The 15,584-nt window shown below is 71.8% G+C and carries 18 protein-coding genes; 10 read left to right on the top strand and 8 right to left on the bottom strand.

Annotated features, from left to right (window positions below; translation table 11 throughout):
- Window positions 1–3 precede the first annotated feature (3 nt).
- The 3 genes from AB0B68_RS14255 (at window position 4) to AB0B68_RS14245 (ending at window position 1,587) form a co-directional block, all read left to right on the top strand.
- Window positions 4–657 carry a GAP family protein gene (locus AB0B68_RS14255; RefSeq protein WP_357260248.1) on the top strand — a complete coding sequence of 218 codons (654 nt, stop codon included), beginning with the start codon at window positions 4–6 and terminating at the stop codon, window positions 655–657.
- Window positions 658–748: 91 nt separating this feature from the next.
- Complete coding sequence (locus tag AB0B68_RS14250) at window positions 749–943, top strand: hypothetical protein (RefSeq protein ID WP_030331904.1); 195 nt, start codon at window positions 749–751, stop codon at window positions 941–943.
- A 95-nt stretch (window positions 944–1,038) separates the two neighbouring features.
- Complete coding sequence (locus AB0B68_RS14245; protein ID WP_357194822.1) at window positions 1,039–1,587, top strand: YbaK/EbsC family protein; 549 nt, start codon at window positions 1,039–1,041, stop codon at window positions 1,585–1,587.
- 74 nt (window positions 1,588–1,661) lie between these two features.
- On the opposite strand, the gene AB0B68_RS14240 is transcribed toward AB0B68_RS14245, so the two are convergent.
- The 4 genes from AB0B68_RS14240 to AB0B68_RS14225 are packed head-to-tail and all read right to left on the bottom strand — an operon-like array spanning window position 1,662 to window position 5,040.
- A complete protein-coding gene (locus AB0B68_RS14240; protein ID WP_357260245.1) occupies window positions 1,662–2,303 on the bottom strand; it encodes a DsbA family oxidoreductase in 642 nt (213 codons plus the stop codon).
- 20 nt (window positions 2,304–2,323) lie between these two features.
- A complete protein-coding gene (locus AB0B68_RS14235) occupies window positions 2,324–2,752 on the bottom strand; it encodes a SufE family protein (protein ID WP_357194707.1) in 429 nt (142 codons plus the stop codon).
- Window positions 2,753–2,787: 35 nt separating this feature from the next.
- A complete protein-coding gene (locus AB0B68_RS14230; protein WP_354945799.1) occupies window positions 2,788–3,213 on the bottom strand; it encodes a CBS domain-containing protein in 426 nt (141 codons plus the stop codon).
- Between the two features lie 57 nt (window positions 3,214–3,270).
- Entirely contained in the window at window positions 3,271–5,040 is a 1,770-nt protein-coding gene (locus AB0B68_RS14225; protein ID WP_357260242.1) for a proline--tRNA ligase, read from the bottom strand.
- Window positions 5,041–5,181: 141 nt separating this feature from the next.
- Between AB0B68_RS14225 and AB0B68_RS14220 the strand changes: the two genes are divergently transcribed.
- The 6 genes from AB0B68_RS14220 (at window position 5,182) to AB0B68_RS14195 (ending at window position 10,575) form a co-directional block, all read left to right on the top strand.
- Window positions 5,182–5,712, top strand: a complete 531-nt coding sequence (locus AB0B68_RS14220) for a SigE family RNA polymerase sigma factor (RefSeq protein ID WP_357194714.1) — start codon at window positions 5,182–5,184, stop codon at window positions 5,710–5,712.
- Window positions 5,709–6,905, top strand: coding sequence for a hypothetical protein (locus AB0B68_RS14215; RefSeq protein WP_357260239.1), 1,197 nt, complete (start codon window positions 5,709–5,711; stop codon window positions 6,903–6,905). Before AB0B68_RS14220 ends, AB0B68_RS14215 begins: the two co-directional genes overlap by 4 nt.
- 227 nt (window positions 6,906–7,132) lie before the next feature.
- On the top strand, window positions 7,133–8,260 hold the full coding sequence (locus AB0B68_RS14210) for a hypothetical protein (RefSeq protein ID WP_357260236.1): 1,128 nt from the start codon (window positions 7,133–7,135) through the stop codon (window positions 8,258–8,260).
- Window positions 8,261–8,436: 176 nt separating this feature from the next.
- Entirely contained in the window at window positions 8,437–9,204 is a 768-nt protein-coding gene (locus AB0B68_RS14205; RefSeq protein ID WP_357194723.1) for an SGNH/GDSL hydrolase family protein, read from the top strand.
- Between the two features lie 2 nt (window positions 9,205–9,206).
- Window positions 9,207–9,653 (top strand): hypothetical protein, encoded by a 447-nt coding sequence (locus AB0B68_RS14200; protein ID WP_357194726.1) that lies wholly within the window; start codon window positions 9,207–9,209, stop codon window positions 9,651–9,653.
- Window positions 9,654–9,672: 19 nt separating this feature from the next.
- Window positions 9,673–10,575 (top strand): sulfurtransferase, encoded by a 903-nt coding sequence (locus tag AB0B68_RS14195; protein WP_357194729.1) that lies wholly within the window; start codon window positions 9,673–9,675, stop codon window positions 10,573–10,575.
- A gap of 49 nt (window positions 10,576–10,624) precedes the next feature.
- Here AB0B68_RS14195 and AB0B68_RS14190 read toward each other — a convergent pair whose 3' ends face one another.
- From AB0B68_RS14190 to AB0B68_RS14180, 3 genes are all read right to left on the bottom strand, one after another.
- Window positions 10,625–11,818, bottom strand: a complete 1,194-nt coding sequence (locus AB0B68_RS14190; RefSeq protein ID WP_357260233.1) for a hypothetical protein — start codon at window positions 11,816–11,818, stop codon at window positions 10,625–10,627.
- Window positions 11,815–12,363 (bottom strand): SigE family RNA polymerase sigma factor, encoded by a 549-nt coding sequence (locus AB0B68_RS14185; RefSeq protein ID WP_357260229.1) that lies wholly within the window; start codon window positions 12,361–12,363, stop codon window positions 11,815–11,817. Before AB0B68_RS14185 ends, AB0B68_RS14190 begins: the two co-directional genes overlap by 4 nt.
- Window positions 12,364–12,433: 70 nt before the next feature.
- Window positions 12,434–13,015 carry a TetR family transcriptional regulator gene (locus tag AB0B68_RS14180; RefSeq protein WP_357194738.1) on the bottom strand — a complete coding sequence of 194 codons (582 nt, stop codon included), beginning with the start codon at window positions 13,013–13,015 and terminating at the stop codon, window positions 12,434–12,436.
- A gap of 106 nt (window positions 13,016–13,121) precedes the next feature.
- Here AB0B68_RS14180 and AB0B68_RS14175 point away from each other — a divergent pair, with 106 nt between their 5' ends.
- A complete protein-coding gene (locus tag AB0B68_RS14175; protein WP_357260226.1) occupies window positions 13,122–14,279 on the top strand; it encodes an FAD-dependent oxidoreductase in 1,158 nt (385 codons plus the stop codon).
- Here AB0B68_RS14175 and AB0B68_RS14170 read toward each other — a convergent pair.
- A complete protein-coding gene (locus AB0B68_RS14170; RefSeq protein WP_357194743.1) occupies window positions 14,276–15,508 on the bottom strand; it encodes an MFS transporter in 1,233 nt (410 codons plus the stop codon). The genes AB0B68_RS14175 and AB0B68_RS14170 overlap by 4 nt on opposite strands.
- Between the last annotated feature and the right edge of the window lie 76 nt (window positions 15,509–15,584).

Here is a 15,584-nt window from a genome sequence, read left to right as displayed (position 1 = left end):
GCGATGAACCTCCTGACCATTCTGCCGCTCGCCGTGGTCATGGTCGCCGGGACGCAGTTGGTGGTGGCGGTCTTCCTCGCCTCGTCGGATCGGCCCCGGGCGGCGTCGCTGGGCTTCCTCGCCGGCGCGGGGCTGGTGGTCGCCGCCGGGGTGACTGTGGCCTGGCTGGTGGCCAAACTGGTTGGTGGAGTGGCGGCCGACGCCAGCGCGGTCGCCGGAAGGGTTGATCGCGGCCCCGCCATCGACCTCGTCGTGCTGGCCCTGCTGGTGTGCCTGGCCGTGCTGATCTGGGTCCGCCGGGGCCGCTCCGGACCGCCGCGCTGGTTGGGGAGCATCGAGCGTGCCGGTCCGCCGCAGGCGCTGCGGCTGGGTGCGCTGCTCTTCGTGGCGACGCCGACCGACGACCTGACCATGGCAACCGTCGGGGCGAGCGTGGCCCGACATGATCTGCCGTGGTGGCACCTGGTGCCGTTCGTGCTGCTCACCGTGCTCCTGCTCGCGCTGCCTCTGCTGGCGTTGCTGCTGTTGGGGAGCAGGGCCTCACGGGTGCTGACCCGGATGCGGGATTGGGCCGAGGGGCACGCCTGGATCGTCAACGAGATCGTGATCGCGTTCTTCGCGCTGCTCACCGTGTTGGACCTGATCCGGTCGGGGTGAACCAGACTGCTCAAGAGGCTCGCGAACACGTACGGGGGAACCGGCCGGAAATGAGAGCAACAACGGTTCATGTTCGTCTTACCGTGACGCCATGTTCGCTGTCGTCACCACTGTGATCCTCTACGTCTTCGGCTTCGTCTTCCTCTACGGCGTGATCCGGCTGGGTGTCCGGCACGCGTTCGAGGATCTGGAGCTGCAACGGGCCAAGGCCCAGCGCGAGGAGGAGCTGGCCGCTGCCCGCGACCGCTCCTTCATGCGCGACAACGCGTTCCTCGCCGGCAGTTGAGCGCCGGATCGATCCGACCCCGGCCGGTGGCGTCGCCGGGGGGCCGGGGAGCCGCTGGGCGGTTCAGCGTCGCGGATGCGAGGATCGCACCCGTGATGGGAACGCTGAAGACCGAACCGGCCCGCGCCCGCCTGGATCTGCTCGCCCCGCCGGTCGCGGAGGCCATCGCGCAGTGGCCGGCCGACGCGCCGGTGGACGTCAACGACGTGCTGGTCGCGCCGATCGACGCCGACCTCGCCGACACCGCGGCGTTCTGCGCGGCGTACGAGGTGGGGTTGGACGTGTCGGCCAACTGTGTCGTGGTGGCGGGCAAGCGCGAGGGAGTGGTGCGCTACGCGGCGTGCATCGTCCTGGCCACCACTCGGGCCGACGTGAACGGGGTGGCCCGCCGGGCGCTGGACGTCCGCAAGGCGAGCTTCGCCCCGATGGACGACGCTGTCGAGTTGACCGGCATGGAGTACGGCGGCATCACCCCGATCGGGCTGCCGGCGCAGTGGCCGATCCTGGTGGACTCGCGGGTCATCGCCACACCGCACGTGATCGTCGGCTCCGGCGTTCGGCACAGCAAGATAGCGCTGCCGGGGCCGGCGTTGGGCGCGCTGCCGGGAGCCCAGGTGGTGGAGGGGCTGGCCAGGCCGGCCTGACCAGGCATCGGCATCGATGTTGTTGCACGTGAAACATCGTGATCATCGATGCCGGACGCCCGGCCGTTGGTGACTCAGTGTGAGTGCGCTGCGGACTCTCGCTGCTCGACCTCGGTGAACGCGGCGAGCAATGTCTGCACGTCCTGCGCGCCGGAGATCGCGTACTTCCCGGCCAGCACGAAGGTCGGCACGCTGGTGATGCCCAGGTCCCGGGCGGTGGCCAGTGCGTCGGCGACGTCGGCGACGCGCTCGTCGGAGTCGAGGAACCGGCGCGCGTCGGCCGCGTCGAGGCCGATCTCGCCGGCCAGCGTGGCCAGCTCCTCCCGCGAGCCGACGTCGACAGCGTTGTTGAAGTGCGCCTGGTAGAGCGCCTCCACCATCTCGGCCGCCCGGCCCTGGTCGGTCGCCCACGAGACGAGGCGGTGCGCGTCGAAGGTGTTGGCGATCACCGCGCGGTCGTAGTCGAGCCGCAGCCCGTCGGCCGCCGCGACCTGAGTCACGTGGTCGACCATCTGCCGGGCGCGCTCCGGGCCGCCGAACTTCCCCGCCAGTGCCTGCACCAGTGGCAGGGGCTGCGGCACCGGCGACGGGTCGAGCTGGAAAGGCCGGTAACGGACCGTCACCTCGCCGTCGTAGCTGGCGAGGGCCTCATCCAGGCGGCGCTTGCCGATGTAGCACCACGGGCAGATGACGTCCGCGTAGATCTCGATCTCCATGCTCGGTGGCAACCCCGAGGTCAGCCGAGTTGTTCCCGGATCTGCCGCTTGAGGCGGCCCAGGATCGCGGTGCCGCCACGGACTCGTAGCGGGCTGATCGCCTGGGCCAGCCCCATCCGCTGATAGAGGTCGTCCGGCACGGCCAGCACCTGCTCGGCGCTCGCCCCCGCCAGCCCCTCGGCGAGGATCCCGGCGAACGCCCGGGTGGTGGGCGCTTCCGGGGGGCAGTCGAAGAGCGTCTCCACCGTGCCTTCCGCGGTCACCTTGGCCCGAAGGAAGAACGCCGTCTGACACTCGGGCACCTGCTCCATGCCCTCGCGCTCCGCGGCGCCTTCCGGCAGCGCCGGGATGACGTCCGCGTACTCGAGGAGCATCTCCAGCACCAGGTCGCGCGGCGCGGCGGCGAACTCGTCGACGATCTCGGCCAGTCGGGCCGGCATGTCAGCCATGCGTCGAGGCTACCGCCGTCATGCCGGGGCCCCGCTCACACCGTCGGTGACTGCTCGCTGATCTCGCTGAGCGCGCTGGTGGGGTCGAGCTGCATGGCCAGGTCGCCGAGCGAGACGATCCCCACCAGCTTGCGGTCACTGTCACAGACCAGCACCCGTCGGATGCCCCGATCCCGCATGAGCGCCGCCGCCTCACCCGCCGTGCAGTGCTGCTCGATCATGACGACCTCTCGGGTGACGATCGAGCCGATGGTGGTGGCCGCGGGGGAGCTGTTCTCCGCCACGGCCCGCACCACGATGTCCCGGTCGGTGAGCATGCCGGCGAGGCTGGCGCCGTCGGTGACCACCACATCACCGATGTCGGCCTCCTTCATCACCCTGGCCGCCTCGTCCAGGGTGGTCTCCACCGGCAGGTACACGACCTGCTTGGTCATCACGTCGCTGACCCGGTAACCGGTCATGAGAGCCTCCGAAGACGTATCCACCCGATCCGACTGCACTACCCCGTGACGCCGTCGCTACACCAGGTTTGCACGTTCCCGCCGTACCTCTTCGACGAGTCGTTCCGCCAGACCGGTCAGCGGCAGCTCGATGCGCTCGCCGCCGGCCCGCTCGCGCAGCTCGACGTACCCCTCGGCGAGCCGGCGGCCGACCACGACGGCCCGGGGGATGCCGATCAGCTCGGCGTCGGTGAACTTGACCCCGGCCGAGACGTGCGTGCGGTCGTCGACGAGCACCCGCAGGCCGGCGGCGGCGAGACGCCCGCCGAGCTCCAGCGCCGCGTCGAGCTGCGGGCCCTTGCCCGCAACCACCAGGTGTACGTCACAGGGCGCGATCGCTGCCGGCCAGACCAGTCCCCGGTCGTCGTGGTGCTGCTCGGCGACGGCCGCCACCGCCCGGGAGACCCCGATGCCGTAGCAGCCCATTGTCGGCCGGACCGGCTTGCCGGCCGGCCCGAGCACGTCGACGGCGAAGGCGTCGGTGAAGCGGCGACCGAGCTGGAAGATGTGCCCGATCTCGATGCCCCGCCGGATGGTCAGCTCGCCCGCCTCGCACGCGGGGCAGGGGTCGCCGGCGCGGACGTCGGCCGCCTCGATGGTGCCGTCGGGGGTGAAGTCCCGTCCGCACACCACGTCGGTCGCGTGTCGGCCCGGCTCGTTCGCCCCGGTCAGCCAGGCAGAACCGGTCACCACCCGAGGGTCGACCAGGTAGCGGATGCCCAGCTTGTCGAGCAGTTGCGGCCCGAGGTAGCCGCGAACAAGCTCCGGATGCTCGGCCCACTCCTCGAAGACGGCCACCTGTGCCGGGTGCAGTGCGGCGCCCACCCGCTTCAGGTCGACCTCCCGGTCACCGGGCAGCCCGACGACCAGGAGTTCGGCCCGGTCGGCACCCGGCTGACGCACGGACAACACGACGTTCTTCAGGGTGTCGGCGGCGGTCCAGCCGTCCCGACCGCCCAACCGGCGCGCGTTGGCCAACTCCACCAGGCTCGCGATGGTCGGAGTCTCCGGAGTGTCGTGCACCTCGACCGCCGGCTGCGCGCTCGGGTCACCGGCGCTCGGCACCCGGGTGGCCACCGCCTCGGTGTTCGCCGCGAAGTCGCAGGAGGTGCAGCCGACGAACGTGTCCTCGCCGACCGGCGTCGCCGCCAGGAACTCCTCCGACGCGGAGCCGCCCATCGCGCCGGACATCGCCCGCACCACCGTGTAGTCCAGCCCCAACCGATCGAAGATCCGCTGGTACGCGGCACGATGCCGCCCGTACGCCTCCCGCAGCCCCGCTTCGTCCAGGTCGAAGGAGTACGCGTCCTTCATCAGGAACTCCCGGCCGCGCAGCAACCCGGCCCGCGGCCGCGCCTCGTCGCGGAACTTCGTCTGCACCTGGAACAGCGTCACCGGGAAGTCCCGGTACGAGCTGAACAGGTCCTTGACCAGCAGCGCCGCCATCTCCTCGTGGGTGGGCGCCAACAGGTGCTCGGCACCGCGCCGGTCGGCGAGGGTGAAGATGTCGTCGCCGTACTCCGTCCACCGGCCGCTGGTGCGGTACGGCTCGGCGGGCAGCAGCGCCGGAAAGTGCACCTCCTGGTCGCCGATCGCGATCAGCTCGGCGCGTACGACGTCGGTGATCCGATCCAGCACCAGCTTGCCCAGCGGCAGCCAGGTGTAGCCGCCCGGTGCGGCACGACGGATGTAGCCGGCGCGCAGCAGCAGCCGATGACTCGGCACCTCCGCGTCGGCCGGATCCTCGCGCAGGGTCCGCAGCAACAGGGTCGACATGCGTAGCAGCATCCGCGCAGCCTACGGCCGGTACGGCAGGATGAGCGATCCAAATCGATCCGAACCGGACCCGACGCCGGCAACCATCGACGCCGTTGCTCGCGTCTGCAATGACACCAAGCCCTCGTACCTCGACCTGAAGGATTGGCCCGTGTGGACCCTCTGCTGAGTGAGTTCGACTCGTTCGTCCGTGCCCGCACCCCAGCGTTACTGCGCTCGGCCTACCTGCTCACCGGCGACCAGCACCTGGCCGAGGACCTCGTCCAGTCGGCCCTGGCCCGGACCCACCGCTCCTGGAACCGCCTGCACCACAGCGGCAACGCCGAGGCGTACACCCGCAAGACCATGTACCACCTACAGGTGTCCTGGTGGCGACGGCGCCGGGTACCCGAGTCGATGCCGGGCGATCTGCCCGAGCCACGCGGAGGCGACTCGGCCCCGGACCACGCCCACCAGACCAGTCTGCGGCTCACCCTGCGGGCGGCACTGGCGAAGCTCTCCCCGAAGCAACGTGCCGTGCTGGTGCTGCGGTTCTTCGAGGACCGCACCGAGGCTGAGGCGGCGGACCTGCTCGGCGTCACGATCGGCACCGTGAAGAGCCAGACGGCCAAATCACTGGCCAGGCTGCGCGCCGTCGCGCCCGAACTCGCCGAGCTGTACGTCCTGGAAGGGAGTACCCAATGAACGACCAGCGCCTTCGGCTCGACCTGACCGCCCTGGCCGACGAGGTCACCTCCGTCGACCTGCGGGACCGGACCCTGCGTACGTCCCGTCGGCTCGGTATCCAACGGGCGGTTGCCACGTCGGCCGCCGCGCTGGTGCTGGTCGCCGCAGCGGCCGGCACCGCCTTCGCCATCCGGCCGGACCAGTCCCCACCCCCGCTGCCGGCTGACACCCCGTCGGTCACCGCGTCGCCGTCGCCGACTCCGACGCCCACCCCGACGCCGTCCGGCAGCGCCGGCGACACGCCCGGCGCCCCGCCCAGCGGCGGGTCCAGCACGAACACCCCGTCCGTGCAGTTCGGCAAGCTCTTCTACGGCCCCGCCAGCGTGGCCCAGGTGAAGACCGCGAACCTGCGGTCCTGGCGTCCGGGCAACAGTCCGGTACGACTAGGGGCTCTGCCTGAACCCTTTGCGTCCGTCGAGCGGGTGAGTATCTCGCCGGACGGGCGCCGGGTTGCGTGGGTGCAGGGTGACGGCGAGGGCAGTATTAACCTCTACACGGCCGACGTCGACGGCTCCGGCAGGCAGCGGATGCGCACAGAGGTCGACCAGACATGCGTCCACCCGGTCTGGTCGCCCGATGGGCGGCACTTGCTGTTCGGCGAGTGGAACGAGGCGGAGGGGCCTGGCCGTTACGGGGTGCTGGACACAGGCTCGGCGAATAGGACGGTGCGCTGGTGGGCCAGCGAGCTTGCTGGGTGCAATCCCCGCTGGTCGTCCGATGGTGCCACCATCGCGATGAACACCCATGACGGTGTGGTGCTGCTCGATAGCAGTGGCAATCGAAAGCATGACATGCCAGTGCTGGATCCAAGTGACTTCTTGGCGAGCGGTGACGTTATGAGCCTCTCCCCACATGGTGATCGCATCGCACTGAACCGCCGCGACTCTGGCAGTAGAAATCAGGAGGCCGGGGTTCTAACTTCCGGCGTCGTCGTGGTGCGGGCCACACAGACGGGCAAGGAGATACGACTGCCCCTGGGTGGCCGGAAGCCGCAGCAGGTCTACTTCCAGACCGACGGCTCGATGGTCGTGCGGGTCAAGACCAGCAACGGGTACGCGGTGCTGCTGGTGGACGAGGACGGCAGGAAGATCTCCGAGACCGCCGAGCCGGCGAGCCTGAAGAACGAGCAGATCCTGGCCGTCGTCGACTGACGATCAGCGCGAAAAAGGGCGGGTCACCCTCGGGTGGCCCGCCCTTCCTGTGTCTGCGCACCGTCAACGGGCCAGTGTTGATCACGGTCGGTGAACTGTGGAAAAGGTTGCCGGTGCGAGCGGATCCGACTGTCCGGTAGTAGCGCGCCGCGACGGCAACTCGCCACGGCCAGGCGCTCGTCTTGGGTGGTGTCAGGCACGGGAAGCCTCCACAAAGGATTGAAACGATGAACCTCGGCCCGTTCACCCACACCACCCGTCCCGCCTCGGCCCGCCGTTCCGGCGCGCTCGCCGGTACGGCCGCACTGCTGCTGACGTTCAGCGCTGCGGCCTGCGGTACCGCCGACCCGAAGACCACTCCCGCTCCGACCGAAACCGCCACCGCCACCGCCGTTCCCGCGACCGGTGACACCCCGGCCGCCGGCACTGGCGGCTCCGTGCCGGACGCGGCCCCGGCCGTCGCGCCGGCCCGGCCGGCGGTCGGCTCGACGCAGTGGCCGCAGCTGACCTGGTACACCGCCGAGGAGTCAGGCCAGAAGCAGAACGACCCGGCCCGGATCTGGCGGCGTACCACTGCTGGGGCCTGGCAGGTGGTGCGTTCGGGCCGCCCCGAGAACGGCAAAGCCCTCAACGGCCCGCTCGCCGTCTCGCCGGACGGCCGACGGGCGGCCTGGATGGAAGGGTCCGCCCGCCGGCTGGTGATCAGCGCGTTCGACGGCACGAAGCGGCACGTCATCCCGACCCAGGGTCAGCAGACCTGCGCGCCGAGCTGGCTCGACTCCGGACGGGTGCTGTACGGCCTGGGGCGGGAGAAGGAGCTGACGCTCATCGCGGTCAACGCGGACGGGACCGGGCAGAAGGTGCTCGCCACCCACCACCCGAAGTGCCCGACGGTGTCCGGCGGATGGATCGCCCAGGTCGGCGCGCAGACCGTGGCGATCGGGGACGAGCGAGGCGTCCGACGTGCGATCAGCCCGCGCCTCCCCGCCGGCCTCGTCATTGGTGGGGTGGCGGCGATCTCCGGCAACGGCCAGACGCTGGTGATCAGCGCCCACACGACCAGCCCTGGCGGATGTGGCTGCGCCTGGCGGTTCCGCAACTACCGGCTCGACGCCGCCAGCGGGGCCGTCACCGAGCTGGCGCCCTTGGACCCGGCCTGGAAGCAGCCGACCGGGCACGGCCAAGCCATCGACGGGCTCGTCCTGGCCGACGGCGGTCTGGTGGTGCAGGTCAACGCGGGAACACCGTCGGACGGCGCGCCGGCGTACCGGCTGGTCCGTTACACCGCCAGTGGCCGGGTGCTGGCCACCGCGTCGGTGCCCGCCGGCCAGCCGTGGGGTGGTCTGCTGGGCTGAGCTCCCGGTGCAGCGTCACCGGGTATGAGGGACCGGCCACTCACGGGGGTGGCCGGTTCCGCCCGTCGTCGTCCGCGCAATGACCTCCGACACGTAGTGGATTCGGGGCGGTGCCGGGCGTTGCTGCGGTGACAGACTGGTCGCCGCAGGCAACGGGTGGCGTGAGGGAGGCGCGGGTGCGCTGGGGCAGTTTTGTCGCGGTCGGGGACAGCTTCACCGAGGGTATGGACGACGCGTACCCGGACGGCACTTTCCGAGGCTGGGCGGACCTGGTGGCGACCCGGCTCGCCGCCGACGCGGGGCCCGACTTCCGGTACGCGAACCTGGCCATCCGGGGCCGGCTCTTCCCCAGCGTGGTCGCCGAGCAGGTGCCCTCCGCCGTGGCGATGAAGCCGGACCTGATCAGTTTCGCGGCCGGTGGCAACGACGTGCTGCGGCGCACCTTCGACCCGGACACGCTGGTCGCCCGCTTCGACGAGGTGGTCCGGCAACTACGCTCGGGTGGCGCGGACGTGCTCCTCTTCCGGTTCGCTGACGTGATGGCCCGACTGCCCGGCCAACGCCTCGTCGCCCCCCGGGTGCAGCTGCTCAATCAGGCGGTCGGTGAAACCGCCGAGCGGCACGGCGCCATCATGGTCGACCTGTACGCCGACGACACGTTCCTCAACCCCATGCTCTGGAGCACCGACCGGCTGCACCTCTCCCCGGCCGGGCATCGCCGGGTCGCCGGGCAGGTGCTGAACGCCCTCGGGGTTGGTTGCGACGAGGAGTGGCTGATGGTTCCGCCGCACCCGGCGCCGTCACCATGGCTGGCCGCCCGCGCTTCCGACCTGCGGTGGGCCGGTCAGTACCTCGCCCCGTGGGTGAAGCGGCGGTTGACCGGTCGGTCGTCCGGCGACACTGTGACGGCGAAGCGCCCACAACTCGGCCCGCTCGTCGACTGATCATGCTCACAGTGCACACGGCGGCCCTGCTGCGCCGTGACCCGGACGGCGAGCCGTTGCCCGACCACGCCGTGCTGGTCAGTGGCGACCGGATCGAGGCCGTCGGCCCACTGGCCGAGCTGAGTTCGGCGTACGCCAACGCCCGGGTTCGCCGCTGGCCCGGCTCGCTGGGGCCGGGTCTGCTGCACGACGGTCCGCTGCCGCCCGCTCCGACCCCGCGTGAGCGGGTGCACGCGCTGCTGCGTACCGGGGTGACGGCGGTGCTGGCGGAACACCTGACCGACCCTGCCCTGCGGGCCGCCGCCGAGCGCGGCGACCTGCTGGTGCTGGCCACCGCCGTGGCGCCGACGCTGCGTCCGGGCGGGCGGGCCGACCTCGCGGTGCACGGCCTCGACGGCACCTGCCTGGTGACAGTCGTCGCTGGTCGGATAGCCCACCGTCGCGCCTGAACGGCGTACCTTGGGGATCATGTCTGTGCCGAACGATCCCGATCCCCGCCTCCAGTCGTACGCGGACCCGCAGCGGCTGGTCACCACCGAGTGGCTGGCCGAGCATCTGGGCGATGAGGGCCTCGTCGTCGTCGAGTCCGACGAGGACGTGCTGCTCTACGAATCCGGTCACATTCCCGGTGCGGTCAAGGTCGACTGGCACCTGGAGCTGAACGATCAGGTGACCCGGGACTACCTGGACGCCACGAGCTTCGCCGAGATGTGCGCCGCGAAGGGCATCGGCCGGGGCGACACCGTCGTCTTCTACGGCGACAACTTCAACTGGTGGGCCGCGTACGCCCTCTGGGTCTTCTCGCTCTTCGGCCACGCCGATGTGCGACTGCTCGACGGCGGCCGGCAGAAGTGGATCGCCGAGGGGCGCGAGGTGACCCGCGACAAGCCGGCTCGCCCGCGCGCCGACTATCCGGTGCCGTTGCGTGACGACGCCCCGCTGCGGGCCTTCCGGGAGCAGGTCATGGCGCACGTCGCGTCCGGCCGGCCACTCGTCGACGTCCGGTCGCCGGGTGAATACACGGGCGAGATGCTGCACATGCCGGACTACCCGCAGGAGGGCGCACTGCGCGGTGGGCACATCCCGGGCGCGGTCAGCAAGCCGTGGAAGTCCGCCGCCAACGAAGACGGCACGTTCAAGTCGGCCGACGAGCTGAAGGTGATCTACGCCGACCAGCTCGGGCTGAGCCCGGACGACGATGTGATCGCGTACTGCCGGATCGGCGAGCGGTCCAGCCACACCTGGTTCGTGCTGCGGCACCTGTTGGGCTACCCGCAGGTGCGCAACTACGACGGCTCGTGGACCGAGTGGGGCAACCTGGTCCGGGCACCAGTGGTCAAGGGTGACCAGCCCGGCGGCCTGGCCGTCTGAGCGGCACGACCGTCCCCGCGTGACAGTCGATGTCGCGCGGGGACGGTGTTCAGCTGGCCAGTGCGATCACGCCGCGCAGGTCGCGGACGATTCCGGTGATCTCGCCGGTCTCCGGATGCCAGCGCGCCAGGGCGGCCGGTTCCAGACGGAGCAGCACCGCGCCCCTGTTGTCCCAGCCCAGCACCTCGCAACAGCCCTTGCCGCGCTCCCGGCCCAGGTCGAGCAGGTGGAGCACGGCGCCGGTCCGCGCGTCCAGCACCGCCGCTCCCTCGGCGCCACTGATCTCGCCGCTGGTGATCCAGGCTGCCCGGGCCAGCCGCTCGCCGTGCAGCCAGCCCCGGCCGTAGAACTCGTTGACCTGGTAGGGCGACGGCAACGCCGAGGCGTTGATCGGCTGTTCGGAGCGGAGTTCACCCTCCCGGGCGGTCCGGCTGCGTAGTTTCAGGCTGGTCCCCTCGCCGTACATGTCGATCAACGGGGCCTCGCGGCCGGCGGCCGGGTCGGGCGCGATCAACTCCCAGGTCGAGACGTCGATCGTGCTGGCCGCCCCGGTGGCGAGGTCCACCGCGTACGTCCGGTCGTCGCCCCCGACCAGCACCCGGTCGTGCGCCCACACCACCTGCTCCAGGTAGCCGTCGAGCGGTATCCGGCGGACGGCCGCCGTGGTGAGGTCGATCATGATCAGCTCTTTGGTCTGCGCGAACGCGGCCGACCGGCCGTCCGGCGACAGCACTCCCGGCTTGAGGGCCGCTGCCTCGTTGCCGCTCGCGTCCCGGGTGGGTGCCAGCGGCACCACGTCGAGGCTGCGCACCACGCCGTCGTTGCCGAGCACCCGAACCGGGCCGTCCTCGCGACCCTCCTCGTCAAGCGGCTGGAACAGTGCCAGTGCCCGCTGGACCGGTCGCTCGGAGAGCGGCACCGTCGCCGGGGCACCGAGCTTCGCCAAGGGATCGGGCGGGTAGGTCAGGTCTGCGGGCGGTCGCTGCACCGGACCAGCGTGGGTGGGATCGGCGGTCGGGGTCACCGTCGGGCCGACCGGTGGGACCGGCGCCGGATCGGCGGGCGGTCGCAGCGCCGCAACGGTGCCACCGCCGACAAGGAGCACGGCCAGGGCGACCACTCCGACGGCCCGCCGGTTACGCCGGGTACGCCGAGCCCGCTCCCATCCGGCGGCGGCCGGCTGGCTGGGGAGCACGTCCTCGACGCTGACGGTCAGCAGTTGGCGCAGTTCCTGCTCGTTCACGGGTTCACCTCCAAGCCGCTCGCCAGATCGGCCGAGCCTTGGCTCGGTCGGGCATCGCGGGCGAGGTCCGGGGCGACCTCGCGGAGTCGGCGCAGCGCCGCGTGGCACTGGCTCTTCACGGTGCCGACGGTCACCCCGAGCGCCTCGGCGGTGGCGACCTCGGTCAGGTCCTCGTAGTAGCGCAACACCAGCACGGCCCGCTGCCGTGGTGGCAGCAGGCCCAGCGCGTCGTGCATCGTCAGCCGTAACGCGCCGTCACGGTCGTGGGCCACCTGGTCTGGCGGTGCGGCGCTGAGCCATTCCCGCCGTCGGCGACGCCACCACGACACCGAGTCGCGGTAGAGGATGGCCCGGACGTACGCGGAGGGGTCGCCGTTGCGGACCGAGGACCAGCGCAGCGCCAGCTTCAGCAGCGCGTCCTGGAGGAGGTCCTCGGCCTGATGCTGGTTGCCGCAGATCAGGTAGGCCGCGCGGAGCAGCCGGTGCTGGTGGTTCTCCACGAAGGCGAGGTAGCCGTCGCGTCCGTCGTCCTTCGGCGGCGCCATCCGCCCCCCTCCCGGCCGTCGCGCTGTACGCGTCAACTGGCAGACGCACGGGAGGTGGGAAAAGGTTGGGTCAGCCCGGTGGCGTTCCGGTCAGGTAGCGCTGGAGCGTCGGCGCGATCCAGGAGACCAGGTCGTCCGGCGGGGTGTCCACCATGGGCGGCAGGCGGACGATGTACCGGGTGAAGGCGAGGCCGAGGATCTGGCTGGCCACCAGGCCGGCCCGTCGGGCGGTCAGCGCCGGGTCGCCGCCGAACGTGGCCACGGCGGCGGTGAGCTGGTCGGCGAAGATGCCGCGCATGCGTTCGGCGGCGCCGGGGTTGGTGCTGGCGGCCCGCAGCAGCGCCACCAGGGTCTCGTCGCCCTCCCAGCGGGCGAGGAAGTGCCGGACCAGCACCTCACCGAGTCGAGCGGGCGGCACCGAGGTCAGGTCGGGCAGGCGGAGGTCGAACTCGGCCGCCGCCGCGAACAGCCCTTCCTTGCTGCCGTAGTAGCGCATCACCATCGATGGGTCGATCTGGGCGTCGGCGGCGATGGCCCGGATCGTGGCGCGCTCGTAGCCGTCCGCCGCGAACCGTTCCCGGGCCGCTCGCAGGATCGCCGCCCTGGTGGTGTCGGAGCGTCGGGGCGGGGTCGACTGGGCGGACTGGGTCATGCCAACGACCGTAGGCCAACAAGTGTTGACACGCAATCGGGCGGGCCCTAGCGTTGCCAACAAGTGTTTGCCAACACGTGTTGGCAGCGGTCTTCTGGAGGTGGCAATGCTGCCCACGAGCACCGACGTCCTGGTGGTGGGCGCCGGCCCCACCGGTCTCGCCACCGCGTTGACGCTGGCAAGGCGCGGCGTCGAGGTGACAGTGCTGGACCGGTTGGCCGCGCCGCCGACGACCTCCCGCGCCGCCGTCGTGCACGCGTACACCCTGGAGGTGCTGGACCGGATCGACGCCGCGGTGCCGCTGATCGCCCAGGCGGTGCGGACGCCGCGCTTCACGGTGCGCGACCGGGACCGGGTGCTGCTGTCGGTGCCGTTCCACGAGTTGCCGTCCCGCTTCCCCTACGCGCTGCTGGTCTCCCAGGCGGTCACCGAGGCCGTGCTCACCGAGAAGTTGGCTGAACGCGGTGTCCAGGTACGACGGCCGTGCCAGCTCACCGGGCTGAGCCGCGCCGATGACGGCATGCTCGCGCAGGTCGACGGGGCGGCGCTGCGGGCCCGGTTCGTGGTCGGCGCGGACGGCCTGCACAGCACGGTCCGACAGTTGGCCGGCATCGGCTTCACAGGCAGCAGCGACGAGGAGTCCTTCGTGCTCGCCGACGTGCGGGTGCGCAGCGTGCTGCCCCGCGACGAGGCGGCGCTCTTCCTCGCCCGCCCCGGGCCGCTGGTCTGGGCGCCGCTGCCCGGCGGGGTGGTCCGGCTGGTCGCCGCCGTGGCGGACGCCCCGCCCGAACCGGACGCGACCTACCTCCAGGCGCTGCTCGACGAGCGCGGCCCGGCGCGACGACCCGACCGGGTGACCGAGGTGCTCTGGGGCTCCCGGTTCCGGGTGCACCACCGGATCGCCGACACCTTCCGAGTCGGACCGGTGCTGCTGGCCGGCGACGCCGGGCACGTGCACAGCCCGGCCGGCGGGCAGGGCATGAACCTCGGGATCTGCGACGCGGTGGCACTCGGCACCGCAGTGGCGGACGTGCTCGACGGCGGCCCGGAGACGCTGCTCGACGACTACACCGCCCGGCAGCGGCCGATGGCCGAGGACGTGCTGAGCTTCGCCGCCGGGCTGACCAGGATGGCCGGTGTCTCCCCGGCTCGTCGGCCCGCCCGGGACGTGCTGCTCCGGCTGCTCGGTGCCGTTCCACCGGCCCGCCGACGCATCGCGCTGCGCCTGTCCGGGCTGTCGCACCGGGAGCGGACGCCGGGCTAACCCGCGCCGCTCGACACGGCGGACACAGCGGACACGGCCGGTCGCAGTGTCCGCCACGCGGCGACGGTGACCAGCGCGAACGTCGCCGCCGCAGCGCCCGCCACCGGCTCCGTGCCGTACGACGCGGCGGCCAACCCGGCGAGCGCCGCCCCGAGCGGTGCGGTGAGCAGACCGACCATCCGCTGGGCCGCACCGACCCGGCCCAGCAGTTCGCTCGGCACCTGCCGCTGCCCGTACGACGCCCACAGGCTGTTCCACACCACGGTGCCGGCGGCGAAGACGGCCAGCGCGATCCCGCCCGACACCGGATGCCGAGCAAGCGCGAAGCCGGTCAGCGCCACGGTCTCCACTGCCAGCACCGCCCGCAGCGCCGGCACCGTTCCGAGTCGGGCGGCGAGCCGTCCCGCCCCGAGCGCCCCCGCCACGCCCCCGACGATGGCTGCGGCGGCGAACAGCCCGTACCCGGCCGGTGGCACCCGGAGCACGTCCAGCGCGTAGAGCACCAACACCGCCATGATTCCGCTGATCGCCAGGTTGCTCGCGGCGGTGAGCACTGTGACCCGCCACAGGGTCCGGTGCGCCACCAACCACCGCAGCCCCTCGACGATCTCGCCCCACACCGAGCCGCGCCGCCGTGCCATTCCCGGGGTGCTGGCGGGAGGCGCACCGAGGGCCAGCACGAGCAGGGCGGCCGCCGCGAAGGTGACGGCGTCGACTGCGAACGGAAGCGCCGGGGCGACGGCGAACAGGACACCGGCGGCGGGCGCCCCGAGGAAGCCACCGGCCACCGCCGACCCCGCCTGGAGCCGACCGTTCGCCCGGGGCAGCGCGTCCGGTGGCACCAGCGCGGGGAGCAGCGCGAACGACGCGGAGTCGAAGAGAGTGCCCAACGTGGCGAGCAGAAACGCCACCACCAGCAGCACCAGCACGCTGACCCGGTCGAGCGCGACCACCACGGCCAGCGCCGCCACCACTGCCGCGCGTACCCCGTCGACCACCGCCATCGTCCGACGGCGGTCCCAGCGGTCCGCGTACACGCCGCCGAGCAGGCCGAAGAGCAGCGGCGGCAACTGCCCGGCCACGGTGACCGCCGCGATGATCCGCGGATCACGGGTCACGGTCGCGGCCAGCAGGGCCAGCGCCGGGGCACGCAGCGCATCCCCGAACCGGGACGAGACGGCCGCGGACCACAGGAGCTGGAAGTCCCGGCCCAGAGCGGAGGAAGTCATGCCGGCGACCGTGCCGGTTCGACCGGGTCGAGGGTCAAGCCGCCGGGCAGAGAGGGGACCGCGCCGGTCGGTGATC

The organism is Micromonospora sp. NPDC049049, from assembly GCF_040649115.1.
Classification (GTDB): domain Bacteria; phylum Actinomycetota; class Actinomycetes; order Mycobacteriales; family Micromonosporaceae; genus Micromonospora.
The sequence above is the reverse complement of the archived record's forward strand: the minus strand, read 5'-3'. Positions and strand labels throughout refer to the sequence as shown.